The organism is Nocardioides sp. InS609-2 (assembly GCF_023208195.1).
Taxonomy (GTDB): Bacteria; Actinomycetota; Actinomycetes; order Propionibacteriales; family Nocardioidaceae; genus Nocardioides.
This window is the reverse complement of the sequence record NZ_CP060034.1, coordinates 1,383,862-1,405,743: the sequence shown is the minus strand read 5'-3', so window position 1 is coordinate 1,405,743 and position 21,882 is coordinate 1,383,862. Positions and strand designations below refer to the sequence as shown.

Sequence of the window (21,882 nt, the reverse complement as noted above, 5' to 3'; positions counted from 1 at the left end):
AGATCCAACCACGACGGTTCAGGAGTTGTTCCCCGCGTTGTCTGCCCCGGTGCCCACCACTGACGACCTGCTCGCGGCGCTCGATCCCGAGCAGCGCCTCGTCGCCGAGACGTTGCGCGGTCCGGTGCGCGTGCTCGCGGGCGCGGGCACGGGCAAGACCCGCGCGATCACCCACCGCATCGCGCACGGCGTCGCCACCGGCATCTATGCGCCGACCGAGGTGCTGGCGCTGTCGTTCACAACGCGTGCGGCCGGCGAGATGCGCGGCCGCCTCCGGGTGCTGGGCGCTTCCGGTGTGCAGGCCCGCACGTTCCACTCGGCCGCACTGCGGCAGCTGCGGTTCTTCTGGCCGCGGCTCCACGGCAACGAGCTGCCGACGCTGATCGAGTCCAAGCTGGGCATCCTCTCCACGGCCGTGCGCCGACGGCGGCTGACCACCGACCAGGCGCTGCTGCGCGACCTGGCCTCCGAGATCGAGTGGGCCAAGGTCAGCAACGTCTCGCCGCACGACTACGCCCGCATCGCCCCGCAGCGCGCACGGAGCGTCGGAGACGTCGCGCCCGAGGTGGTGGCCGGCGTCTTCGAGTCCTACGAGGAGACCAAGCGTGAGCAGGGCCGGATGGACATGGAGGACGTCCTCCTGTTCACCGCAGGCATGCTCGCCGACGACGCGCGCGTCGCTGCCCAGGTGCGCCAGCAGTACAAGTGGTTCGTCGTCGACGAGTTCCAGGACGTCTCGCCCATCCAGTACGCCCTCCTCGACCTGTGGCTCGGCGGCCGCGACGAGCTGTGCGTGGTGGGTGATCCCGCCCAGACGATCTACTCCTTCGCAGGTGCACAGGCGTCCTACCTACGCGACTTCGCGACCCGCTTCCCCGAGACGGCGTCGATCGATCTGGTCCGCAACTACCGCTCCACGCCCGAGATCGTCGGCTTCGCCAACCAGATCCTGGCCGGCACCCCGAGCCAGGGTGTCCAGCTCGTGGCCCAGCGCCCGACCGGTCCGACCGTGGTGGCGCAGGCGTGTCCCGACGAGGTGGCCGAGGGCCAGCACGTCGCCGACCGCATCGCCGAGCTCCGCGCCGCGGGCACGCCGGCGTCGGAGATCGCGGTGCTCTTCCGCATCAACGCCCAGTCCGAGGCCTACGAGGACGCGCTCGCCGTCCGCGGCATCCCCTACGTCATCCGCGGCGCCCGCCGCTTCTTCGACCGGCCCGAGGTGCGCCAGGCCGTGACGATGCTGCGCGGCACGGCGCGCGGCGGGCAGTCCGCCGACGAGCCGCTGGTCGATATCGTCCGGGCCACGCTGGGTGGCATGGGCTGGTCGACCGAGGCGCCCACGAGCAGGGGCCAGACCCGCGACCGGTGGGAGTCGCTGCAAGCGCTGGTCGACCAGGCCGTCGAGTACGCCGCCGCCGACCCTCTCGACCTCGGTGGCTTCGTCGACGAGCTCGACCGGCGCGCCTCCGAGCAGCACGCCCCGGTGGCCGACGGCGTCACCCTCGCGACGCTGCACGCCGCCAAGGGCCTCGAGTGGGACGCAGTGTTCCTGTGCGGCATGCAGGAGGGCACCCTGCCGATCATCTACGCCGAGTCTCTCGCCGAGATCGAGGAGGAGCGCCGCCTGCTCTACGTCGGCATCACCCGTGCCCGCCGCGAGCTCTCCATCTCGTGGTCGGCCGCCCGCAACCCCGGTGGCCGCGCCAGTCGCAAGCCGTCACGCTTCCTCGACGGCGTGCTCACCGATTCACGAACGGTTCACAGCAAAGGCCAAAACGTCCCCGGTGCCCGCCGCAACCGCAAGGCCGTGCACTGCCGCGAGTGTGGCAAGCCCCTGGACACCGCGGCCCAGAAGAAGGTCGGCCGGTGTGCCGACTGCCCGGCGTCCTACGACGAGGCGCTGTTCGAGGCGCTGCGCACGTGGCGGCGTGAGCGGGCCAGCGACGACGAGGTGCCGCCGTACGTCGTGTTCACCGACGCGACCCTCCAGCTGATCGCCGAGCACAAGCCCAGCACCGATGCGGGCCTGCTCAAGATCGCCGGGGTGGGGCCCACGAAGCTCGAGAAGTACGGCTCCGAGGTGCTCGCTCTGCTGGTCTGAGCAACAACTCGAAGAATTTCAAGGAAATACCCACTAAATCGTTTGCCCATTACGCGGGCGGCGCGATAGTTTTCTCTCATCCAGTCCACGCGCTCAGGACCTTGGCACGGTTCGCGCACGAAGCACCGAAGGAGGTGGCACGCATGACCAAGAACATCTACACGATGACGGCCCTCAAGCCGTCCTTCGGCATGCCCGTTCACGGCGCCACCTTCGCGACCCCTGCCTGCTCTGGCTCGGTCATCACGGAGCCCGTGCGTCAGCTCGGCGGCTTTGGCACGGACGCCACCGTTGTCGCGACCGCCCAGGGTTCGTTCCCGGGGACCACTGCCTGGAGACCACCGTCCTGTTGAAACCCAACAGCACCGGCGCCTCCAGGCCGCGGAACCCGAATCAGGGATCCGCGGCCTTTCTGTTTCTCCAGAACCATCAGATCAGCGATCAGGTCAGCAGAGGAGGTGACTTACATGACCATCAGTGTTCTCGACCGCGTATCGGAAGAACTCCAGACGCAGGCACCGTGTCGCATCAACGACCCGGACCTGTGGTTCGCCGAATCGCCCATCGACGTGGAGCACGCCAAGGCCCTGTGCCAGGACTGCCCGGTCCAGGCGATGTGCCTCGACAACGCACTCGAACGGCGTGAGCCGTGGGGTGTCTGGGGCGGCGAGCTCTTCCTGCAAGGCGTGGTGATCCCGCGCAAGCGCCCACGCGGTCGACCCCGCAAGAACACCGACGACGGGGTGGCTGCCTGAGCGGCGGACCTCCACATCACGAAAGAAGCCACACCTCGATGAACCTCAACTCGAAGACCGAAGGACGTAACGACATGAATCTCATGTACGAAAGTCTCGCGCGCGCACAAATGACCGAGCGCCTGGGAGAGGCGCAGCAGTTGCGGCGCGGCCACCAGCTGGCCGTGGCACGTCGCATGAGCCGCAAGGCTGAGCAGGCTGCGCAGAACGCACGTCTCGCTCTCGCCCGCGCTCTCTGATCAGGGCCAGTCACCAGCACCTGACCTGATCGCCGCGTGACAACTCCGACAAGAGCCGGGTACGACGACCGTCGTCGTACCCGGCTCTTCGTGCGTCCGGAGCGTGACGGGCGTAGCCTCGATCAGGTGTTGACGTGTGACTTCTGCGGCCGGACCGTCGAGACCGAGGTCGAGACGCTGACCTGGACCACGTCGGTGGAGCGCGGCCGTAAGCGCACCTTCTGCGACACCTGCTCGCGCACCCACCTGCGGGCCATGGAGGGCAAGCTCGACAGCGAGTGGTGGTGACGCGACCGCGCGTCAGCCGGTGACGTCGAGTGCCCACCCGCAGCCGCACCACGCGTGCCGGGTCCACGACCGGATGTCGGGCAGCCCGTTCTCGTCGAGCCAGATGGTCGACGACCAGGTCGTCGGGGCTTGCGCATGGCACCACCGCACGACGTCGGCGCAGGCCCAGGCCAGCGCGAGCGACACCAGCGAGGGCTCGACCTCGGCCACGTGCTCGGCGGAGTTCCACTGCTCGACCAGCACCGGGTGCCGGGCGTCGCGCTCGCGGGCGTGCGCGTCGAGGCACTGGAGACACGCCGTCTGACCCGGCACCACCCACGGCCCCAGCCGGACTCTTCCGTCGATCGCGGCCACGAACAGCGTCGTCTGGTCGGAGTGCAGGCGGCGGTCGGCAAGGTCGCGGTCGGGCTCGCCCGCGGTGAGTACGACGGCCAGGTCGGTCGCGTCTGGCTCAACGCCGGTGCGGATGCCGACGTCGGCCAGCCGGGCGGCCAAGTCGTCCTGCCACGGCCTCGAGCCGACGATCTCGACGAGGGTCGCGGCGCGGCGGAGCAGCCGACGATCACGCTCACCCGGGTCGACGACCAGGCCGGCGGCGGCGAGACGAGCGACGAGTGCTGCCTGGCCGGACCCGAGCACCGAGGGGTCGAGTCCGTGGGTCAGCTGGTCCAACAGGTCGACGTACGGCTCGGTGGCCTTGACGACCACGCTGGCCTCCGGGTGGGAGCCGACCTGCAGGTGGCCGTCGTCGCGGCGTACGACCGGGACGCCCGATCGCAACCGCACCCACCGGGTCGTGTCGTCGTCACGCATGCCGCCCACCCTCGCACCGCGGGGCAGGGGAGCGCGGCCGTCATCCACAGGGCCTGAAAATGAACAGCGGCGGCGCCACCCGTGAGGATGACGCCGCCGTGTCAGCTGGGGGGCTGGTTACCCCTTGCCGAGAATGCGGTTCAGGTTCGTGCCGCAGACGGGGCAGACACCCTTGGCCATCCGGGTGCCCTTGTCATTGACCTTGACTTCACCCTCTGCCTCACGCTTTTCCTTGCACTTCACGCAGTAGAACTCGCCGCTCCAGGTCTCCGCCATGACGGCCTCCTTGCCTATAAATTTTCGGTCGTCGCGGCGGGGGATCTGGGGAAGCCCGCCGGTGCCCGGGACGGGTGTCCCTGAGCCGTGAACGACCCTACTTCACGCCTGAGCGCAGGCGTAGGAGGCACCCCTCCAAGCGTGGTCGTGTCGGGGTCCGGCCGACCCTCGTATCCTCACGCCATGGCTGACCACGACTACGCACATCTGCGTCTCGAGCGACCCTCCGACGGCGTCGTACTCATCACTCTCGACAACCCCGACCAGCGCAACGCGATGTCTGACGACATGACGCGTTCGTGGGTCGAGGCCATCGACGCGATCGCCACCGACCGCACGGTGCGCGCGGTCGTCGTGACGGGCCAGGGCAGTGCGTTCTGCTCTGGCGGCAACACGAACTGGATCTCGAGCGAACCCGAGGCGACCGTCGACGAGCTGCGCGAGCGGATGATGCCGTTCTACCGCGCGTGGTTGTCGATCCGGCGGCTCGAGGTGCCGACGATCGCCGCGGTCAACGGGCACGCCATCGGCGCCGGGCTGTGCCTGGCCCTTGCCTGCGACATCCGGTACGCCGCGGCGGGGGCTCGCCTGGGCGCGCCCTTCGTCAAGCTCGGCATGCACGCCGGCATGGCCGGCACCTACCTGCTGCCCGACGTGGTCGGCCGCGCCGCGGCACGTGACCTCCTGCTGACCGGGCGGCTGGTCGGGGCTGACGAGGCGCTGACCTTGGGTCTGGTGTCGCGCGTGATCGCGCCCGAGGGATTCCTGGACGACGTGCTGGCCACTGCCGCCGGCATCGCGGGCACCGCGCCGATCGCCAGCCGGCTCACCAAGCTGGCGCTGGCCGGCAGCGGGCACGTCGACCTCGAGGCCTGCCTTCAGTGGGAAGCGCTGGCGCAGCCCGTCACGCTGGCGACCGCCGACCTGCAGGAAGGCGTCGCGGCCGCGCGTGAAAAGCGGGCGCCCGTCTTCGGCGGCCGCTGAGCCGGAGCCCGCACGCAGAAGAAGAGGCCCCCTGCCGCTCCACCCGGCGTTTGCCTTCCCCATCCGAACCCAGCGCAGATGGGCCGCGGGCCTCAGCTGGGCGCAACGCCAGGAGTCCGCGGCCGCCGAGGTCAGCGCAGCTTGTCCACCCCTGTGGAAAACCCTGTGGACAGAGCTGTGGATGGAGCGTGGGATCCGTGGAGAACCTGGGTACCGCGCGGGATGAGCCTGTGCAGGACACGCGGTGCTTCGCGTCGTACAGGCGCCTGACCAGCCACAATGGCGGCAAGCGGATGTGGAGGAAGAGTTGGTCGACGTAGCCAGTGCCGGAGAGCCGTACGACGGCGGTGCCGTGGGCGCCTTGCGCCGGATCGCGTTTCTGCTGGAGCGCGCCCGAGAGGACACCTACAAGGTGAAGGCGTTCCGCGCGGCTGCAGCGACGGTGCTTGCGCTGGGTGACGGGCTCGCCGCGCACGTCGACGCAGGCACGCTCACCAAGATGCCCGGTATCGGCGCCAGCACCGCGTCGGTCATCGCCGAGGCGGCGCAGGGACGACTGCCCGAGCGGCTGGCCCGCCTCGAGCGCGAGCACGGTGGGCCGGTGACCGAGGGTGGCGTGACGCTGCGGGCCGCCCTGCGTGGCGACCTGCACTCGCACTCCGACTGGTCTGACGGCGGCTCGCCCATCGAGGAGATGGCGTTCACGGCGATCGAGCTCGGTCACGACTACCTCGTGCTCACCGACCACTCGCCCCGGCTCACCGTCGCCCACGGCCTCAGCGCCGAGCGGCTGGCCCGCCAGCTCGACGTCGTCGACGCCGTCAACACCCATCTGGGTGGGGCATTCACCCTGCTGAAGGGCATCGAGGTCGACATCCTCGACAACGGTGACCTCGACCAGACCGACGAGATGCTGGCCCGCCTCGACCTGCGGGTGGCCAGCGTGCACTCGAAGCTGAAGATGGAGCAGGCCGCGATGACCCGCCGGATGATCGGTGCGATCACCAACCCCCGGATGAACGTGCTCGGCCACTGCACCGGCCGGCTCGTCACCGGCAACCGCGGCACCCGCGGGCAGAGCCAGTTCGATGCCAAGGCGGTGTTCGAGGCCTGCGCCGAGCACGACGTCGCGGTCGAGATCAACTCCCGTCCCGAGCGCCGCGACCCGCCGACCAAGCTGCTCGAGCTCGCTCGCGACATCGGCTGCTTGTTCTCGATCGACAGCGACGCGCATGCGCCCGGCCAGCTCGACTTCCTGCCCTACGGCTGCGAACGCGCCGAGGCCGCCGGCATCGAGGCAGACCGGGTCGTCAACACGTGGCCGCGCGACCGGCTGCTCGCCTGGGCGGCTGGTGGGTCGTCATGACCGACCAGGAGCCGCAGGTCGAGGTACGACGCTCGTCGCGCCGGCGCCGTACGGTCTCGGCATATCGCGACGGAGACCGCTTCGTGGTGATGATCCCAGCGACGATGAGCAAGAAGGACGAGGCCTCGTGGGTGGCCAAGATGGTCGCCCGTCTCGAGAAGGCGGAGGCCCGCAAGCGCCCCAGCGACGACCAGCTGATGGCCCGCGCCCGGCAGCTCAACGACGAGATCTTCGGCGGCCTCGCGCTGCCCGAATCGGTGCGCTGGGTGGTCAACCAGCGCTCACGCTGGGGTTCGTGCACGCCGGGCGACCGGTCGATCCGGTTGTCCGAACGGCTGCAGGGCATGCCGACCTGGGTGATCGACTACGTGCTCGTCCACGAGCTCGCCCACCTGCTCGAGCCCGCGCACGACGCGAACTTCTGGGCCTGGGTCGATCGCTTCCCAAGGGCCGAGCGCGCCAAGGGCTACCTCATCGGCTGGTCGGCCTCGGCCAACATGGAGCCGCCCGACGACGGCGACCCGGTCGACTGACTGCTCCCGCGCCAGGAGCCGGCGACGCTACGAGACCCGCTGCGCCCACCGCGCACGCGAGAGCTCGATCAGCGTCAGCATCTCCGGCTCCAGCTCGGGCAGTTCCGTGACGGGCCACCAGCCCACGTCGAGCGACTCCTCACTCACCCCGTGTACGGCGTCCGCAGCAGCACGCGCGGTGTAGCGCACGTCGAGATGGGCGACCGGCCCGCGCGGGTCGCAGAACCCGACCGTGTGCTCGTCGAGATGCACCGGCACCGGGTCGACGTCGAGCCCGGCGATCCCGGACTCCTCGGCGGCCTCGCGCGTTGCCGCGGAGAGGAGCGTCAGGTCATCGGGTTCACAGTGGCCGCCGAACGCGAACCAGCGCCGCGCCTTGCGGTGCAGGTTGAGCAGCACGTGGTCGAGGTCCGCTGACAGCACCAGCGTGCCGGCGGTGATGTGGTCGGGGAACGACGCCCGGGTCATCCCGTCGGGCTGGGCGCGCAGGTGGGCGACGAAACGGTTGCGGTGGGCGATCTGATCGGTCGACGGCGGGGTCCAGCGCTCGAGCGCCCCGAGCGCGTCGGCGTGGAGCGTCACTCCTTGGGACGGTCGTCGCCGGTGCCGTCGAGGAGATCCCGCAGACCTGCCTCGAAGTCCTCGTCGGTGAGCGAGTCGGGCGCGGCGGCATCCTCACGGAAGCCGAGCGGGTCGTCGAGGTCGGCCGCCGTCGGCAGCAGGTCGGGGTGCATCCACACTCCGTCGCGTGCCTCGGTGCCCTGGCGCGTGCGCAGCGAGCTCCACAACGTGGAGGCGTCACGCAGCCGGCGTGGGCGCAGCTCGAGACCGACGAGCGAGGCGAAGGTCTGCTCGGCCGGACCGCCAGCCGCACGGCGTCGGCGTACTGCTTCCTGCAGCTTGCCGGCCGTCGGCATCCGCTCGGCGGTGGCCTGGCCCACCACCTCGTCGACCCAGCCCTCGACGAGAGCGAGGGTGATCTCGAGGCGTTGCAGCGCGGCCTGCTGGGCGGGCGACTGGGCGAGGTCGAACATGCCGCCCTCGAAGGCGTCCTGCAGGGCCGCGGGATTGCTGAGGTCGAGCCCGCGGACCTGTTCTTCCATCCCCGCGGTGTTGATCTGGATGCCACGGGCGTAGTCGGTGACGGCACCGATCAGGTGCTCGCGCAGCCACGGCACAGCGGCGAAGAGGCGCTGGTGCGCCGCCTCGCGCAGGGCGAGGTAGAGGAGCACGTCGTCATCGCCGACGTCGAGCCCGCCCGCGAACGCAGCGACGTTGGTCGGCACCAGGGCGGCCACACCGGGCGCGGAGAGCGGCAGCCCGATGTCGGTGGCGCCGAGCACCTCGCCGGCGAGGGCGCCGAGCCCGGAGCCGACCTGGCTGGCCACCATCGCGCCGGTGGCCTGCGACAGCATGCCGATCAGTGGACCGGCCATCGCGCGGGCCTCTTCGGGCAGCGCGTTGCCGAGCGACTCGACGGCCTGGCTGGCGATCGGCTCGACCAGCACCTTCCACGCGTCGGTTGTGTTGACGATCCACTCGGCGCGGCTCCAGGCCGCAGTGGTGGTGACGCCGGACGGGAAGTCGGTCGCGGAGTCCAGCCAGTGGTCGGCCAGCCGCATGGCATCGGCGATGGCGTCCTTGTCGCGGGACGTGGGGGAGGGGTCGGGCTGCTGGGCCGCGGCCTTCCGCGCCATGTCGATGGCGACGTTCCAGTTGATGGGGCCGTCGTGTGGCTGCATCATCGCCTGCATCTGGCCCATCAGGGCAGAGAGGTCCATGCCGCCGAACCCGGCGCCGCCGCCCGCACCGGAGAAGAGCTGCTCGAACGGGGTGCCCTTGAAGGGATTCTGCTCAGGCTCTTCGGGCGGGGGACTGGTCGGATCATTCGTGAAACCCATGTCCCTACGGTACTCACCGGCTCATAGAGTGGAGCCCGTGACTGACGCCGTACGACTGGTCGACCTCCGCGACACCCCGCTCGACGTGGCCGAGGTGATTGCCGCCCTCGACGACGCGGAGTCCGGCGGGCTCACCCTGTTCGTCGGCCGGGTCCGCGACCACGACCACGGCAAGGGCGTCGACGGACTCGACTACTCCGCCCACCCGACCGCGCTCGACAAGCTGCGCGAGGTCGCCGAGAAGATCGCCGTCGAGTACGACGTGCAGGGCGTGGCCGCCGTACACCGCATCGGCACTCTCGCCGTCGGTGACATCGCGGTCATCGTTGCCACCACCGCTGCCCACCGCGGCGACGCCTTCGAGGCGTCCCGGGCACTGATCGACACCCTCAAGGCCGAGGTGCCGGTGTGGAAGCACCAGCGCTTCGACGACGGCTCAGACGAATGGGTCGGCACGCCCTAGGAGCGCCTCACGCATGGGATGGCGACGAGTCCCTAGCCTGAGCCTGTGGACATCCTCCTGTGGCTCGTGCCGCCCCTCGTCGTCACGTTCGGCGCGATGCTGTGGGTGACGTGGCTGGGCCGCGCGCGTCGTGGTGAGGTCGACCGCGACGTCGCCGTACGCCGCCTCGGGCACGCCCTCGAGAAAGACCTCCCGCGCGCCGACCCGGTGGTGCGGCTCCGTGAGCGCAGCACCGGCATCGCCGTCCGGCCCACCCGCGACGCGTCGTAGTTGCCCTCGTTTGAGAGGGTTGGCGCATGACGCAGCGCACCCTGGCGGGGATCCTTGCGGTCCCGCTCCTCGTGGTGCTCTGGGTGGTGGCCCTCACCTCGGGTCTGCCGTACGTCACCTACCAGCCCGGAGTGACCGTCGACGTACTCGGTGCTGAGGACGGCAAGGAGATCGTGCAGGTCTCCGGCCACAAGACCTACCGGGACGAGGGCCAGCTGCGGATGACCACCGTCTACGTCACCCGGCCGCAGTCCACGGTCAACCTCTTCGAGGCGACCAGCGCCTGGGTCAGCCGTGACGACGCGGTCGTCCCGTACGACGCGGTCTATGCGCCGGACGAGACGCAGGAGGACTCGAAGACCGAGTCGGCCGTCGAGATGGTGTCGTCGCAGGACTCCGCGGTCGCCTCCGCGCTCACGGAGCTGGGCTACGACATCACGCCGGTCATCGAGGTGCTCAACGTCGGCGAAGGGCTGCCCGCCGCCGGCAAGCTCGAGGTCCGCGACGTGCTGCTGAAGATTGGTGAGACCACCATCAAGTCGGGCGAGGACGTCGTCACCGCCGTCCGTGCGGCACCGGTCAACCAGCCCCTGCCCTTCGTCGTACGCCGCGGCGACGAGGAACGCACGATCGACATCACCCCCAAGAAGATCGAGGGTGAGACACGGGTGGGCATCACACCCGGTCCGGGCTTCGACTTCCCGTTCCAGGTCAGCGTCAACATCGACCCGACCATCGGCGGCCCCAGCGCCGGCCTGCTGTTCTCGCTCGGCATCTACGACACCCTCACTCCCGGATCGCTGACCGACGACGAGATCGTGGCCGGCACCGGCACCATCGACGAGACCGGCAAGGTCGGCCCGATCGGCGGCATCCCGCAGAAGATCGCGGCCTCCCGCGAGGCCGGCGCCAAGCTCTTCCTGGTGCCGATCGACAACTGCAAGGAGGCCGACAAGGCTCCGCGCGGTGACATGCGGCTGGCCGTGGTGGCGACGATGCACGAGGCTGTGCAGGCCATCGACACCTGGACCGCCGGGCACGACGCCCCGCTCCCGACGTGCCCTAAGGAGGCTGCGCAGTGACTGATCTGCCCGAGGGGTTGAACATCGAACTGCCGAGCGACCCGGCCCTCGCGACCGCCGTACTCGAGATCGAGGTGCACGCCGCGACGTCCGGCTGGGACCAGAAGTCGCGTCTCTACGCCCTGGTCGACACCAGGCGTCTGGTCGACTCCGAGCCCGGCCTGGCCGCGTCGATGGGGCTCGACGACAGCGCCCAAGACGGCTCGTTCACCGCCATCGAGCAGGACGACCTACCGCCCGGCCAGCAGCTCGAGCGGGTGCTCGAGGAGATCGTCTGGCCGCCCACGGTGGTCGGCTGTGCCGCGGTCGTGGAGCGGCTGGTGCTGCCGCCCGACGTCGACGCCGAGATCCCCGACGACCCCGGTGAGGCCGCCAGGTTCGCGGCCGAGCACCCGCTGCGTCAAGAGGTGCGGATCGTCGCCGGTGCCACGCGCGCCGGGGCGACGTACTCCGCCCTGCGCCTGCGTGCCCATGACGACGACCAGTCCGTGGTCGACGGCACCGAGCTGGTGCCGGGACTTCTGCAACTTCTGTTGAGTACCTTCGATGACATCACCCTCGATGAGGAGCTTTCGTGAGCGACATGTTCGGCGACGACCCGAAACCCGGTCGGCCGCAGCCTGCCGCCACCGCGCCCCGGCGCTCGCGCAGCCTGGTGATCACCGCGGGAGTGCTGCTCGCCGCGTTCCTGATCTTCACCGGCTTCGCGTCGTTCTGGACCGAGCGCCTGTGGTTCAGCTCCGTCGGTTACGCCGGCGTGTTCAGCAAGCTCGTCTGGACGCGCATCGGCCTGTTCCTGGTCTCCGGCACGCTGATGGCGGGCGTGGTCGCGCTCAACATGTACCTCGCGTACCGCTTCCGGCCGTTCTACCGGCCGACCTCGATGGAGCAGGACAGTCTCGAGCGCTACCGCGGCGCCGTCGCGCCGATCAAGCGCTGGCTGCTGCTCGGCATCGCGGTGCTGATGGGCGTCTTCGCCGGTACGTCGGCCGCGGGGCAGTGGCGCCAGTTCTCGCTCTGGCGCAACGGGGTGCCGTTCGGCCAGAAGGACCCCTACTTCAACCGAGATGTCGGCTTCTACGTCTTCGAGCTGCCCTGGTGGCACTACGTCGTCGACTTCACGATGGCGCTCGCGATCATCGGCCTGATGGCCGCCGCGGTCGTGCACTACCTCTACGGCGGCATCCGGCTCCAGGTCCCGCGCGACCGGCTGAGCCCGGCCGCGCAGGCCCAGTTCTCCGCGCTGGTGGGAGTGTTCGTGCTCGCGAAGGCGGCCGACTACTGGCTTGACCGCTTCGACCTGCTCAACGGCTCCGGCAGCCTGATCACCGGCATGACCTACACCGACGACCGCGCCGTGCTACCCGCCAAGAACATCCTGATGGGCATCGCCGTCATCTGCGCCGTGCTGTTCTTCCTCAACGTCTGGCGCCGCACCTGGATGCTGCCGACGCTGGGCGTCGGGCTCCTTGCCCTGTCCGCGATCCTCCTCGGCCTGATCTGGCCGGGTGTGGTTCAGCGCTTCCAGGTCTCGCCGAGCGAGGCCGACAAGGAGGCGCCGTACATCGAGAAGAACATCGACGCCACCCGCACGGCGTACGACGTCGAACGCGTGGAGGAGAGCTCCTTCAGCAGCAGCACGGCAGCACTCAGCGAGGACCTCGACCAGCTGAGCGAGACGACCAAGTCCGTGCCGCTGGTCGACCCGCAGCAGGTGCGCGCGACCTTCGAGGCACTTCAGCAGGTGCGTGCCTACTACTCCGTGGCCCCAGTGCTCGACGTCGACCGCTACGGCACCGGCGCCGACCAGCGTGCCCTGGTGCTCGGCGTCCGCGAGCTCGACCAGGACGGCATTCCCGATGCCGGCAAGAACTGGTCCAACCTGCACACCGTCTACACCCACGGCAACGGTGTCATCGCCGCCTACGCCAACCAGCGCGGCGCCGACGACTCGAGCGAGCGCACGGAGGTGCAGTGGGCCGAGGGTGGCGAGGCCAAACAGACGGCGCTGACCGACCTGCCCCCGCAGCCCTACGAGACCCGGGTCTACTACGGCGAGCAGAGCCCGGCGTACTCCATCGTGGGCAAGAACCCCGGCGGCAACGCGGTCGAGCTCGATCTGCCGCGCGGTGACCGCAGCGACGAGAACCAGACCACGTCGTACGACGGCGACGGTGGTGTGCAGGTCGGCGGGCTGCTCAACAAGCTGCTCTACGCGACGAAGTTCGGCGAGCCCAACATCGTGCTCAGCTCGCGCGTGCACGAGGACAGCAAGATCCTCTACGACCGCAACCCGCGCCGGATGGTCGAGAAGGTGGCGCCGTGGCTGACGGTCGACGCCGACCCCTACCCGGCCGTGATCGACGGGCGCATCCAGTGGATCCTCGACGGCTACACCACGACCGACCAGTACCCGCTCTCGCAGCGCGAGTCGTTCGACACGATGACCGATGACTCCCTGCAGGGCGCACCCGGCTTCCAGACGCTGCCGACCGACGAGATCAACTACATGCGCAACGCCGTGAAGGCGACGGTCGACGCGTACGACGGCACCGTGACCCTCTACGCGTGGGACGAGGCAGATCCGATCCTGAAGGCCTGGCGCGCGATCTTCCCGGGCGTGGTCAAGGACAAGACCGAGATGTCCGAGGGCCTGATGGCGCACGTGCGCTACCCCGAGGACCTCTTCAAGGTGCAGCGCTACCAGTACGGCCGCTACCACGTGACCGACGCGAAGGACTGGTACGAGGAGAACAACCGGTGGGAGGTGCCGACCGACCCCAACGACAACACCAACAGCACCTTCCAGCCGCCCTACCGGCTCTTCGTGAACGCGCCTGACGCCGTGGACGCCTCCGACCAGACCTACTCGCTGACCTCGGTCTACGTGCCGCGCGGCAAGAACAACCTGGCGGCGTTCGTGTCGGTCAACAGCGATGCGACGAGTCCCGAGTACGGCGTGATGAAGGCTCTCGAGCTGCCCAACGAGGCCACCAGCGGGCCGCGTCAGATCGCCAACGAGTTCGCCGCCGACGACAAGGTGCGTGCCGAGCTCTTCAAGTTCGAGCAGGGCAACCAGAAGCCGATCTACGGCAACATGCTGACGCTGCCGGTAGGCAACGGGCTGATGTACGTCCAGCCGCTGTACGCCGCCCAGTCGGGCTCGAGCGCGTCGTACCCGATCCTGCAGTTCGTCCTCGTGTCGTACGGCGGCGAGGTCGGCATTGCTGCCAGCCTGGCCGATGCGATTGCTGACTCGCTGGAGCAGGGCGGCGGCACCACGCCGACCGAGCCGCCGACCGGCGAGCCCAGTGGCGAGCCGACCACGACGCCGTCCGGCGAGCCCACGACGACGCCGAGCGAGGAGCCCACCGAGGCCCCGACCGGCACCCTCAACAAGCGGGTGCGTGACCTGCTCGACCAGGCGGAGGCCAAGTTCACCGAGGCCGACCGGCTGCAGGCGCAGGGCGACACCGTTGGCTGGGCCGAAGCGCTCGACGAGGCCCGCGACCTGGTGGCCCAGGCCGTCAAGATCGCGGACCGCAACAACAACCCGCAGTAGCGAGTCGGTGGTTCCTCGTCGGTCGAGTGCCGGCGAGGAACGAGCCGGGCGTATCGAGACCAAGTGCGCAGACAATCAGGGGTGCCCGGCATCACCCCCACCCGATTTGGGATCCCGTCCCGGCATCACGTAAGGTTCTGTTTACCGACGCGGGGTGGAGCAGTTCGGTAGCTCGCTGGGCTCATAACCCAGAGGTCGCAGGTTCAAATCCTGCCCCCGCTACAAAGTTCAGGCTCGGAATCTACGGATTCCGAGCCTGAAAGCATTTAGAGATTTGATCCAGTGTCCAGAAACTGCTTAAGGACTCGGTCCAGGAACCCCTGGGGGGTCCGATCGGCAGGCAGGGTGCGGACCGGCTCCGTTTGCTTCGGAGTCGTGCGGGAGCACCTGCCTACCTATCGGGCCTGGAGACCAACACCAGCACGCTGAGCGGTCTGGAGCCGCTCCTGAGCATCGAGGAACTCTCCGAGTACCTCAACGTGCCGATCAGGACGCTGTACGACCGGCGCCTTGCCGGCAAGGGACCGTGCGCGGTTCATGTCGGACGACAGCTCCGGTACTTCGTCAGCGACGTTCACGACTGGCTGATGGATCAGCGCGAGCTAGGGCCGGGGCGTTCGCCCGACGCCAAACCGGACTTGCGCAGAAGGTGAGCACACGATTGCCTGACTATGGCTCGTGACCCGCGGAACGCGGAGTCAGCGCGTTGGGGTCGTGTTACTACAAGCCCGATAGAGGCCTCCGCTAAGGTCTCGTTCGAGAGTTGAACAGCGCTCAAGTCCGAGCGAACTGGGAGATGTCTTCCGTGAACTCGCTCACCATCTCTCCAGACAGTGTGGGCCGCAAGGCGGAAATGGCGTCGAGGTAGTCCTCGGCGGTGGCCATGTGCCACGCTCGCCTTCGTCGATGCTGCGCTCGAACATCTGCTGCGAGACGGTCCGCGCGGCGTGCGCGATGTCGGCGGGGGTGAGGTTCGCACTCGCATCGACGAGGACGGCCGCCGCAACCTCCTCTCCAGAGGCTTCCAGGTGGCGCTCCCACATCGCCGATCGGGCGGCCTCGTCCGGCGGCCCGATCGGCAGGACGTAGTCGAAGCGACCGTGGCGCAGGAACGCCGGGTCGAGTAGCCGTACCGAGTTGGTGGCGCAGACCAGGAGCCGACCGTCCTGCTCTCGGAAGGTCACTAGTGCCTTGAGAAGCTCGTTCACCACGGCGACCGAGGCGAGCCCACCGTCGCGGTGCGCGGCGATCTCCTCTACCTCGTCGATGAAGACCAGAACCCGACCCAGCTCGGAGATGCGCTGGAACGCCACGCTGATCCCAGCTGCGAGCCCACCCTCTGCGGCAGCCATGCGCGAGGGGAAGAGTTCCACGAAAGGCCACGCCAGACGGCTCGCCACCGCGCGGGCGAACGTCGTCTTTCCAGTGCCGGGAGGCCCGAACAGCACGACTGCACGGAGCGGCTCGACTCCATGCGCGTGCGCCTCCGCCGGATGCGACAGCGGCAGCACGATGCGGCGCTCAATCAGCCGCTTCTCTTCCACCATTCCGGCAACCTTCTGCCACAGTCCCGCGGCCGGGACCGAGCCGCCCAGCTCTCGCAGCAAGGTCGCCGCGTGCGGGTCCACGCTCTCGCTTTTCTCGAACAGCGTCATCGCAGGGCGGGCTGTGAACCCGCTGTTCGCGAACGCTTGGGTGCCGGTTTCGTCGGCCGGCAGCAGCGCCCGGATACGTCGTACGCCGGCCGCGACCAGCCGGTGCTCAAGTTCGGAGATCAGCGTGCTGCCGAGGCCACGGCCTCGCCAGGCCGGGTCCAAGGCCAGCCGCAGCAGCCATGCCTGGTCGCCCTCCACGCGGCCGACGGCCGCTCCGACGATCCGGCCGGAGGCGACCGCCACGACAGCCGGGTTGCGAGCGGAGACGGCGGAAACGACGTCGGAGAGGGCAAACACCGGAGACTGGTGCGCGGTCGACGACGCGTCGTCCAGCCGAACGAGATCCTCGAGGTCGGAGGGCACGAAGTCCCTGAGCTGCCATTCGGTCACGGGGAGTCGCCCTTCGCATCGTCGGTGGCGAGCGGAATGCCGAGCACCCGGGTCAGCAGCCTTGCCGCATGCGCCCGGGCGCCGCAGGTCTGGAACTCCCATCCGCCCGCCACAGGTAGACGGCAAGCGCGGGGGCCACGCCTAACAGGACGCCCCGGTCCACCCGGGTCAAGCGACATGGTGGAGAAAACCGTGACGCTGCCGACGAAGAACTGCGGTCGCGACCACCCCGAGTAAAGCAGTGGAGACCGAACGTCCACAAGCGGGGACGACCGCACCGATCGCCAGGCCCGCGAGCACCGACAACGGCAGCGATGCGAGCCTGGCGGACCCTAGGGATCGGGACCGCCACTGAATCGAGCGATCCCCATGAGGATCGTCGATCCCCCGGGCTCTGCCCTCGGCGCTCCTGAGATTTCCTTGCCGTGTGACAGGCTCGGGTCCCCGAACCCAACGACAGGAATCCACATGGGATGGCAGATCGCAGGAGCGGCTGTGGGGAGCCTCCTACTGATCTGGGTTGCGCTCGTGGCCACCCTCTACATGATCGGCCGCAGGGAACAAGATCCGATGCGGCTAAAGGACCTGCTTCGCCTGGTCCCCGACGTCATCCGGTTGTTTCGACGCTTGGCCGCCGACCCCACCCTGCCGAGGGGCCTACGCATCAAGCTGGCCCTGCTCGTGGGCTACCTGATCAGTCCCATTGATCTCGTTCCCGACTTCATCCCAATCGTCGGTTACGCCGACGACGCGATCATCGTCGCGCTCGCATTGAGGTCTGTCGCAAGGTCCGCCGGCGCTGACGCCCTCGATCGGCATTGGCCGGGTACTCCGGAGGGGCTGCGTGCACTGAAACGGCTTTCTGGTGTCCGCGAATGACGACCCTGGCGCAGACCCTGCCGTGAACGACATCACCCAACCCCGACCGGATCCTGCAGCCGCGTCAAGCGACCATGGAACCGACGCTGAGGATCAGGATGAGGCCTCCAGGGAGGCACCCTGGTTGACCCCAGGCCTGGCCGGTGGGGGCCGCCTCACTGGGCAGCGATGCGGGACACGAGATGACCACCAGCCTCCTCCCGACGTTCCTCACCTCCACACTCCGTGCAGGACCGGGACCTCGGCGACGCGGCGATGGCTAGCACCCGTGCGCACACCAGCGACGTCAGGCTCTCACCAGCGATACCTACGCCGCAGTCGCCGTGCAGGCGAGTGCCGCCGGCGCCGGCGCCGGCGCAACGGGGTGACCGGGACGAACGAGCGCTGCTTCGGTGAGGGTCCCCGGTAGGCCTACCCCGTGGCGGTCTGGATCACCTGGGAACGGTAGTTTTCGATGATGTCGTTGAACTCGGTGCGCTCACGTTCGGGCACGCCCAGGAACATCAGTGTGGCCGCGATCTCCATCGCCACGGCGTCGAAGCCGGCCGTGTCGATGGACAGGCCGTCGTGGGCCGCGACCATGTCGCGGCCGAGGTAGCACTTCGGCCCGCCGGCGGCCTCGATGGACCAGGCAGTGACGAGGAACTTGTAGCCGGGTCCGTTGGCGGCGTTACTGTGGTGTGCGTGCACCTCGGTCGAGGGTTGACCAAGCGCGTCAGGATCCGCCGACCAGCCCTCCTGACGGCCCTGCACGATCGCGGGGGAGCTGCCTGCTCTAAGCCCGATGAGGCAACGGGACATGCCGACACCGGCCGTGCGGGCCGCCAACGCCACGTCACTGCGGGCGCCCGGCATCGGATTGCTGGGGGACGCGCCCGAGGCGTTCATCGCCCTGGTCTTGCTCCTGAATGTTGAGGAGCCGCCGTCGGGACCCAGGGACTGCCCGGGCTCGGGGCTGACCTCGGCGCTGGAGCAGCGTGGTCCCTCCGGCTATCGTTCCCGCGTGTCCACGCCCATCGCCGTCCAGGTCGCCCGCTCGTCGCGGCGCGCTCTGTGCGCGGCGGTCGCTCTGGCGTTGAGCTTGGCGTGCGTTGTGTTCGCGGTTGCCGCATCGACGACGCCCATGGCGGGCATGGTTGACATGGCCGATGCCTCGAAGACGGCGGCAACGACTGCCGCACCCGCGGCCGCCGTCGGGTCTTTCACCAGGGGCCTGACCGATGGTGGTGTCGACGACGTGTTCCGTGAGGCGGTTTCACCGGGTGCCTCGGTGATGTCGCTACCCATGAGCTCCATGTGCGACAGCGTGTGCGTCACCGACGTGAGCGAGATGTGCACGGTTGCCGGTGGTCTGACAGTGACCACGCTGCTGGCGCTGCTGGTGGCCTCTCGCCGTGACACCTTCGTGGGACTGCTCCCGCGCACACGCCCCCGCGCTCTTCCACGTCGACGGCGATTCCAGACACCATGGACAGTCCTCTCACCGATCTCTTTGTGTGTCTTGAGGGTGTGACAGGCCGCTCAGAGATCTCTCTGAGCCGAGCCTTCCGGCGTGCGCCCGCCAGCGTGTGCCGCTGCTGAGCGTGCGTCAATCGAGCGCCGGTCCGCAGCCTCCGACCGGTCCGCCCGTTCGACTGGTCGACCACACCACTCCCATCACGAAGGATCCGACACCCTCATGGACATGACCATGCAATCCGCCGTCCCCGACTGGCTCACTCCGGTCGCTTGGACGTACATCACGTTGTCATTGCTCAGCGCCGCCGTCATCGCCTTCGACATCTACCTGCTCCGTCGCCGTCATCTCAGTGTCGCCACAGAGCTGGTGTGGATCACCTCTGCGCTCTACCTCGGCCCGTTCGCCGTCGCGGCCTACCTGCGAAAGGGGCGTGCAAACCCCACCTCCACGACCGTGGCGGCCGGCGGGGTCGCAGAGCCCGCAGGCACGGCGGTCGCCGTGCTCCCTGGTGGAGGCGCCTCCGCAGTGGCACACCTAGTCGCGGTGCCGCTCGTCGTCGCGGTCGGCTGGACCATCGCGGGTCTGGCGATGTGGCCCATGATCCTCGTCATAGCCGTCCTTGCCGTCGTCATGTTGGCCGTCTACGAGCGGGTGGCCAGCCGCGAGCCGCGGACCGGGCGGACTCGTGGCATCTCGATGGGGTCTGCCCTCGCTGCCGCCTTCATCACCGTCGCCGCGTTCGACATCGGGATGGTCGGCTGGATGCTCCTGCTGCACTTCAACGACCTGATGCCGCCGGTCACCGACAGCACCTTCTGGTTCCTCATGCAGATGGGAGTCATCCTCGGCCTCCTGACCGGCTACCCGGCAGTCAGCTGGCTCCTTCGCCGCAACCAATCCGTCGTCGTGGCCTGAATCCTGCAGGATCAGCAGCATCCTGATCCCCGTCCGCCGTCGTCTCCTCGCGACGGCAGCACGGCGGGCACTGAACGGTCGTAGGTGCGCACGAGGTAGCCCCTTCTCGACAGCTCGACGGATCTCGGTCGGCGCGCCGCTCGGACTCAACGGATTCCGAGCCTGAAAGCCTTAAGCGATTGATCAAGTGTCCACTTACTTCGCCTTTACCGCCCACGGATCTGAGATCCCGACGGATCTCGGTCGGCGCGCCGCTCGGACTCAACGGATTCCGAGCCTGAAAGCCTTAAGCGATTGATCAAGTGTCCACTTACTTCGCCTTTACCGCCCACGGATCTGAGATCCCGACGGAGCCGCGGGCGCGCTGACGGACTCGTCGACCGGTGGCGCTACAACCGGCGGATGACCACCAGCCTCAGTTCCATCGCGTCCTCGCCCGTCGACCCATTCGCTGGCCTCACCGCCACTGATGCAGCCCGGATCGCCACCGCGATGGGCGCCTCGCTCGCGAAGTCCATCAGGACCGTCTACGCCCACGCCTGGCGCGGATGGGAGCGGTGGTGCACCGCCCGCGCCGTCAACCCGCTGCCCGGTTCGCCAGCTGCGGTCTGCGCCTACCTGGTCGAACGCGCCGAACAGGGTGCCTCGGTCGGCACTGACGTCGGCTGCGTGCCCGAGTGCTATTGCGGCCCCGAGATCGCGGGCCGGCGGGGGACTCGTCGGGGCCCCTTCCGGGCGAGGAGCGCCATAGGGATGACGAACCGGCGCGAGAGGCCGTAGGTGGTCGACGGGCTACCGGTGACGGTCTCCTTGTAACGCACGGCGGACCTGCCGGTGAGGTACCACCGGCTGGGTGAGTCATCGACCTTGGTGAACTGCACGACGGCGTCGTTTCGGCCGAGGCTCACGGGTTGGTGGAGGTAGCCGAACCCGAAGGGCTTCGGTGTTTTGCCGCGCAGGAGCCGTCCGATGTTGTCGGCCGCGTGAGCGCCCGACGGCATGCCGCTCTGGCACGTCCCGTGAATCACTCCCCAGGGCTGTTGGATCGCGGCGGCGTCACCGATCGCGAAGATGGAGGGGTGCGACACCGACCGAAGCTCCGAGTCCACGACGATGCGCCGATGGGGGTCGACGGTGATGCCCGAGTCCGCGGCCAGGGGAGACGCCCAGAACCCCGTGGTCCACAAGGTGGCGTCCGAAGCGATCAGCTCGCCGCCGGCCAGCTCGACCGCGTCAGGGAGCACCTTGGTGATCTCGACCCCGGTTCGGCTCTCGATCCCCAGCCGTTCGAGGACGTCGAGCAGGTAGCTCCTTGCCTTGGTGTTCATCTGGGGTGCCGGCACATCGCGTCCCACTAGGACGACCCGCACAGACGGGAAGGACTCGGCGATCTCGGTGGCTGCCTCGACACCGGTCAAACCGTTTCCGCACACCACGACCGTGCCGGTGTCGACCTCCGCGAGTCGGCCTGCGAATCTCTTGGCCGAGGCTGGGGAGTTCAGGGTGTAGGCGTGCACGTCGACGCCCGGCATCTGGGTTGTGGGCGTGGCGCTACCGATGGCATAGATGAGGGTTTCGTAATGAACGGTTGTGCTTCCCTGCTCCGTGGCCACTGAGACTCCCTGTCGGACGGGGTCCAGGTCGGTCGCGAATCCCTCCACGAACTCGATGTCCATCCCCTTCAGGAGATCCGGGATCTCGAGGTGTTCCATCTCTTGAGCAGTTGCCTGCTGGTGCATCCGCAGGCGCTCGTTGAATCGGCTCGAAGGGTTGACGAGGGTCACCCGTCCACCGTGTCGTCGGGTCCGTTTTGCTGCTCGGATGGCGGCCATGATCCCTGTGTAGCCGCCGCCAAGGACCACGATTCTGTGACTCGTTGCCTCGATTGTCATCTGCTTCTCCTAGTCTCGATGGGTTGCACCAATGACGAGACGGCGGCGGCAGGTGTGAC

23 protein-coding genes and 1 tRNA gene are annotated in these 21,882 nt (G+C 68.7%); 16 read left to right on the top strand and 8 right to left on the bottom strand.

What is annotated here, in order from left to right:
• Positions 1 to 49 precede the first annotated feature (49 nt).
• The 5 genes from H4Q84_RS07490 (at position 50) to H4Q84_RS07470 (ending at position 3,383) form a co-directional block, all read left to right on the top strand.
• Positions 50 to 2,101 (top strand): ATP-dependent DNA helicase UvrD2, encoded by a 2,052-nt coding sequence (locus tag H4Q84_RS07490; protein ID WP_248582764.1) that lies wholly within the window; start codon positions 50 to 52, stop codon positions 2,099 to 2,101.
• 143 nt (positions 2,102 to 2,244) lie between these two features.
• Complete coding sequence (locus tag H4Q84_RS07485; RefSeq protein WP_248582763.1) at positions 2,245 to 2,454, top strand: hypothetical protein; 210 nt, start codon at positions 2,245 to 2,247, stop codon at positions 2,452 to 2,454.
• Between the two features lie 114 nt (positions 2,455 to 2,568).
• Positions 2,569 to 2,856: a WhiB family transcriptional regulator gene (locus tag H4Q84_RS07480; RefSeq protein ID WP_248582762.1), complete on the top strand. Its 288-nt coding sequence runs from the start codon at positions 2,569 to 2,571 to the stop codon at positions 2,854 to 2,856.
• 38 nt (positions 2,857 to 2,894) lie between these two features.
• Positions 2,895 to 3,095 (top strand): hypothetical protein, encoded by a 201-nt coding sequence (locus H4Q84_RS07475; RefSeq protein ID WP_248582761.1) that lies wholly within the window; start codon positions 2,895 to 2,897, stop codon positions 3,093 to 3,095.
• Between the two features lie 36 nt (positions 3,096 to 3,131).
• A complete protein-coding gene (locus H4Q84_RS07470) occupies positions 3,132 to 3,383 on the top strand; it encodes a hypothetical protein (RefSeq protein ID WP_248582760.1) in 252 nt (83 codons plus the stop codon).
• Between the two features lie 12 nt (positions 3,384 to 3,395).
• Here the strand turns inward: H4Q84_RS07470 and H4Q84_RS07465 are convergent, their stop codons facing one another.
• Both H4Q84_RS07465 and H4Q84_RS07460 read right to left on the bottom strand, forming a co-directional pair.
• Positions 3,396 to 4,196 (bottom strand): hypothetical protein, encoded by an 801-nt coding sequence (locus tag H4Q84_RS07465; protein WP_248582759.1) that lies wholly within the window; start codon positions 4,194 to 4,196, stop codon positions 3,396 to 3,398.
• A 117-nt stretch (positions 4,197 to 4,313) separates the two neighbouring features.
• Complete coding sequence (locus tag H4Q84_RS07460; RefSeq protein ID WP_248582758.1) at positions 4,314 to 4,472, bottom strand: DUF5679 domain-containing protein; 159 nt, start codon at positions 4,470 to 4,472, stop codon at positions 4,314 to 4,316.
• Between the two features lie 183 nt (positions 4,473 to 4,655).
• Here H4Q84_RS07460 and H4Q84_RS07455 point away from each other — a divergent pair, with 183 nt between their 5' ends.
• From H4Q84_RS07455 to H4Q84_RS07445, 3 genes are all read left to right on the top strand, one after another.
• Positions 4,656 to 5,456 (top strand): enoyl-CoA hydratase-related protein, encoded by an 801-nt coding sequence (locus tag H4Q84_RS07455; protein WP_248582757.1) that lies wholly within the window; start codon positions 4,656 to 4,658, stop codon positions 5,454 to 5,456.
• Between the two features lie 307 nt (positions 5,457 to 5,763).
• Positions 5,764 to 6,822: a PHP domain-containing protein gene (locus H4Q84_RS07450; RefSeq protein ID WP_248582756.1), complete on the top strand. Its 1,059-nt coding sequence runs from the start codon at positions 5,764 to 5,766 to the stop codon at positions 6,820 to 6,822.
• Positions 6,819 to 7,355 (top strand): M48 family metallopeptidase, encoded by a 537-nt coding sequence (locus tag H4Q84_RS07445; protein ID WP_248582755.1) that lies wholly within the window; start codon positions 6,819 to 6,821, stop codon positions 7,353 to 7,355. The genes H4Q84_RS07450 and H4Q84_RS07445 overlap by 4 nt, the downstream gene beginning before the upstream one ends.
• A 27-nt stretch (positions 7,356 to 7,382) precedes the next feature.
• Here the strand turns inward: H4Q84_RS07445 and H4Q84_RS07440 are convergent, their stop codons facing one another.
• Positions 7,383 to 7,937, bottom strand: a complete 555-nt coding sequence (locus tag H4Q84_RS07440; protein ID WP_248582754.1) for an NUDIX domain-containing protein — start codon at positions 7,935 to 7,937, stop codon at positions 7,383 to 7,385.
• Positions 7,934 to 9,256, bottom strand: coding sequence for a zinc-dependent metalloprotease (locus H4Q84_RS07435; protein ID WP_248582753.1), 1,323 nt, complete (start codon positions 9,254 to 9,256; stop codon positions 7,934 to 7,936). The genes H4Q84_RS07440 and H4Q84_RS07435 overlap by 4 nt, the downstream gene beginning before the upstream one ends.
• 37 nt (positions 9,257 to 9,293) lie before the next feature.
• Here H4Q84_RS07435 and H4Q84_RS07430 point away from each other — a divergent pair, with 37 nt between their 5' ends.
• The 6 genes from H4Q84_RS07430 to H4Q84_RS07405 all read left to right on the top strand — a co-directional run bounded on the left by H4Q84_RS07430 (position 9,294) and on the right by H4Q84_RS07405 (position 14,855).
• A complete protein-coding gene (locus tag H4Q84_RS07430; RefSeq protein ID WP_248582752.1) occupies positions 9,294 to 9,719 on the top strand; it encodes a molybdenum cofactor biosynthesis protein MoaE in 426 nt (141 codons plus the stop codon).
• A gap of 45 nt (positions 9,720 to 9,764) precedes the next feature.
• Positions 9,765 to 9,989 (top strand): hypothetical protein, encoded by a 225-nt coding sequence (locus tag H4Q84_RS07425; RefSeq protein ID WP_248582751.1) that lies wholly within the window; start codon positions 9,765 to 9,767, stop codon positions 9,987 to 9,989.
• A 26-nt stretch (positions 9,990 to 10,015) separates the two neighbouring features.
• Positions 10,016 to 11,071 (top strand): S16 family serine protease, encoded by a 1,056-nt coding sequence (locus H4Q84_RS07420; protein ID WP_248582750.1) that lies wholly within the window; start codon positions 10,016 to 10,018, stop codon positions 11,069 to 11,071.
• Entirely contained in the window at positions 11,068 to 11,649 is a 582-nt protein-coding gene (locus tag H4Q84_RS07415; RefSeq protein ID WP_248582749.1) for a PPA1309 family protein, read from the top strand. The genes H4Q84_RS07420 and H4Q84_RS07415 overlap by 4 nt, the downstream gene beginning before the upstream one ends.
• Positions 11,650 to 11,654: 5 nt before the next feature.
• A complete protein-coding gene (locus H4Q84_RS07410) occupies positions 11,655 to 14,633 on the top strand; it encodes a UPF0182 family protein (RefSeq protein WP_248583625.1) in 2,979 nt (992 codons plus the stop codon).
• Positions 14,634 to 14,781: 148 nt separating this feature from the next.
• Positions 14,782 to 14,855: transfer RNA gene (locus H4Q84_RS07405), tRNA-Met, on the top strand.
• Between the two features lie 593 nt (positions 14,856 to 15,448).
• On the opposite strand, the gene H4Q84_RS07400 is transcribed toward H4Q84_RS07405, so the two are convergent.
• Positions 15,449 to 16,678, bottom strand: a complete 1,230-nt coding sequence (locus H4Q84_RS07400; protein ID WP_248582748.1) for a GNAT family N-acetyltransferase — start codon at positions 16,676 to 16,678, stop codon at positions 15,449 to 15,451.
• A gap of 528 nt (positions 16,679 to 17,206) precedes the next feature.
• Here H4Q84_RS07400 and H4Q84_RS07395 point away from each other — a divergent pair.
• A complete protein-coding gene (locus tag H4Q84_RS07395) occupies positions 17,207 to 17,557 on the top strand; it encodes a DUF1232 domain-containing protein (RefSeq protein ID WP_248582747.1) in 351 nt (116 codons plus the stop codon).
• 411 nt (positions 17,558 to 17,968) lie between these two features.
• Here the strand turns inward: H4Q84_RS07395 and H4Q84_RS07390 are convergent, their stop codons facing one another.
• Both H4Q84_RS07390 and H4Q84_RS07385 read right to left on the bottom strand, forming a co-directional pair.
• A complete protein-coding gene (locus H4Q84_RS07390) occupies positions 17,969 to 18,445 on the bottom strand; it encodes a hypothetical protein (RefSeq protein ID WP_248582746.1) in 477 nt (158 codons plus the stop codon).
• Between the two features lie 102 nt (positions 18,446 to 18,547).
• Positions 18,548 to 18,853 (bottom strand): hypothetical protein, encoded by a 306-nt coding sequence (locus tag H4Q84_RS07385; RefSeq protein WP_248582745.1) that lies wholly within the window; start codon positions 18,851 to 18,853, stop codon positions 18,548 to 18,550.
• 388 nt (positions 18,854 to 19,241) lie between these two features.
• Here H4Q84_RS07385 and H4Q84_RS07380 point away from each other — a divergent pair, with 388 nt between their 5' ends.
• On the top strand, positions 19,242 to 19,931 hold the full coding sequence (locus H4Q84_RS07380; protein WP_248582744.1) for a DUF4396 domain-containing protein: 690 nt from the start codon (positions 19,242 to 19,244) through the stop codon (positions 19,929 to 19,931).
• A 680-nt stretch (positions 19,932 to 20,611) separates the two neighbouring features.
• Here the strand turns inward: H4Q84_RS07380 and H4Q84_RS07375 are convergent.
• On the bottom strand, positions 20,612 to 21,823 hold the full coding sequence (locus tag H4Q84_RS07375) for an FAD-dependent oxidoreductase (protein ID WP_282580323.1): 1,212 nt from the start codon (positions 21,821 to 21,823) through the stop codon (positions 20,612 to 20,614).
• Positions 21,824 to 21,882: the final 59 nt, after the last annotated feature.

Coding starts and splice junctions, on each gene's coding strand:
- H4Q84_RS07485 (WP_248582763.1), top strand. CDS start 2,245: ATGACCAAGAACATCTACACGATGACGGCCCTCAAGCCGTCCTTCGGC.
- H4Q84_RS07480 (WP_248582762.1), top strand. CDS start 2,569: ATGACCATCAGTGTTCTCGACCGCGTATCGGAAGAACTCCAGACGCAG.
- H4Q84_RS07475 (WP_248582761.1), top strand. CDS start 2,895: ATGAACCTCAACTCGAAGACCGAAGGACGTAACGACATGAATCTCATG.
- H4Q84_RS07465 (WP_248582759.1), bottom strand. CDS start 4,196: ATGCGTGACGACGACACGACCCGGTGGGTGCGGTTGCGATCGGGCGTC.
- H4Q84_RS07460 (WP_248582758.1), bottom strand. CDS start 4,472: ATGGCGGAGACCTGGAGCGGCGAGTTCTACTGCGTGAAGTGCAAGGAA.
- H4Q84_RS07455 (WP_248582757.1), top strand. CDS start 4,656: ATGGCTGACCACGACTACGCACATCTGCGTCTCGAGCGACCCTCCGAC.
- H4Q84_RS07445 (WP_248582755.1), top strand. CDS start 6,819: ATGACCGACCAGGAGCCGCAGGTCGAGGTACGACGCTCGTCGCGCCGG.
- H4Q84_RS07435 (WP_248582753.1), bottom strand. CDS start 9,256: ATGGGTTTCACGAATGATCCGACCAGTCCCCCGCCCGAAGAGCCTGAG.
- H4Q84_RS07420 (WP_248582750.1), top strand. CDS start 10,016: ATGACGCAGCGCACCCTGGCGGGGATCCTTGCGGTCCCGCTCCTCGTG.
- H4Q84_RS07410 (WP_248583625.1), top strand. CDS start 11,655: ATGTTCGGCGACGACCCGAAACCCGGTCGGCCGCAGCCTGCCGCCACC.
- H4Q84_RS07390 (WP_248582746.1), bottom strand. CDS start 18,445: ATGAACGCCTCGGGCGCGTCCCCCAGCAATCCGATGCCGGGCGCCCGC.
- H4Q84_RS07385 (WP_248582745.1), bottom strand. CDS start 18,853: ATGGAGCTCATGGGTAGCGACATCACCGAGGCACCCGGTGAAACCGCC.
- H4Q84_RS07380 (WP_248582744.1), top strand. CDS start 19,242: ATGACCATGCAATCCGCCGTCCCCGACTGGCTCACTCCGGTCGCTTGG.
- H4Q84_RS07375 (WP_282580323.1), bottom strand. CDS start 21,823: ATGACAATCGAGGCAACGAGTCACAGAATCGTGGTCCTTGGCGGCGGC.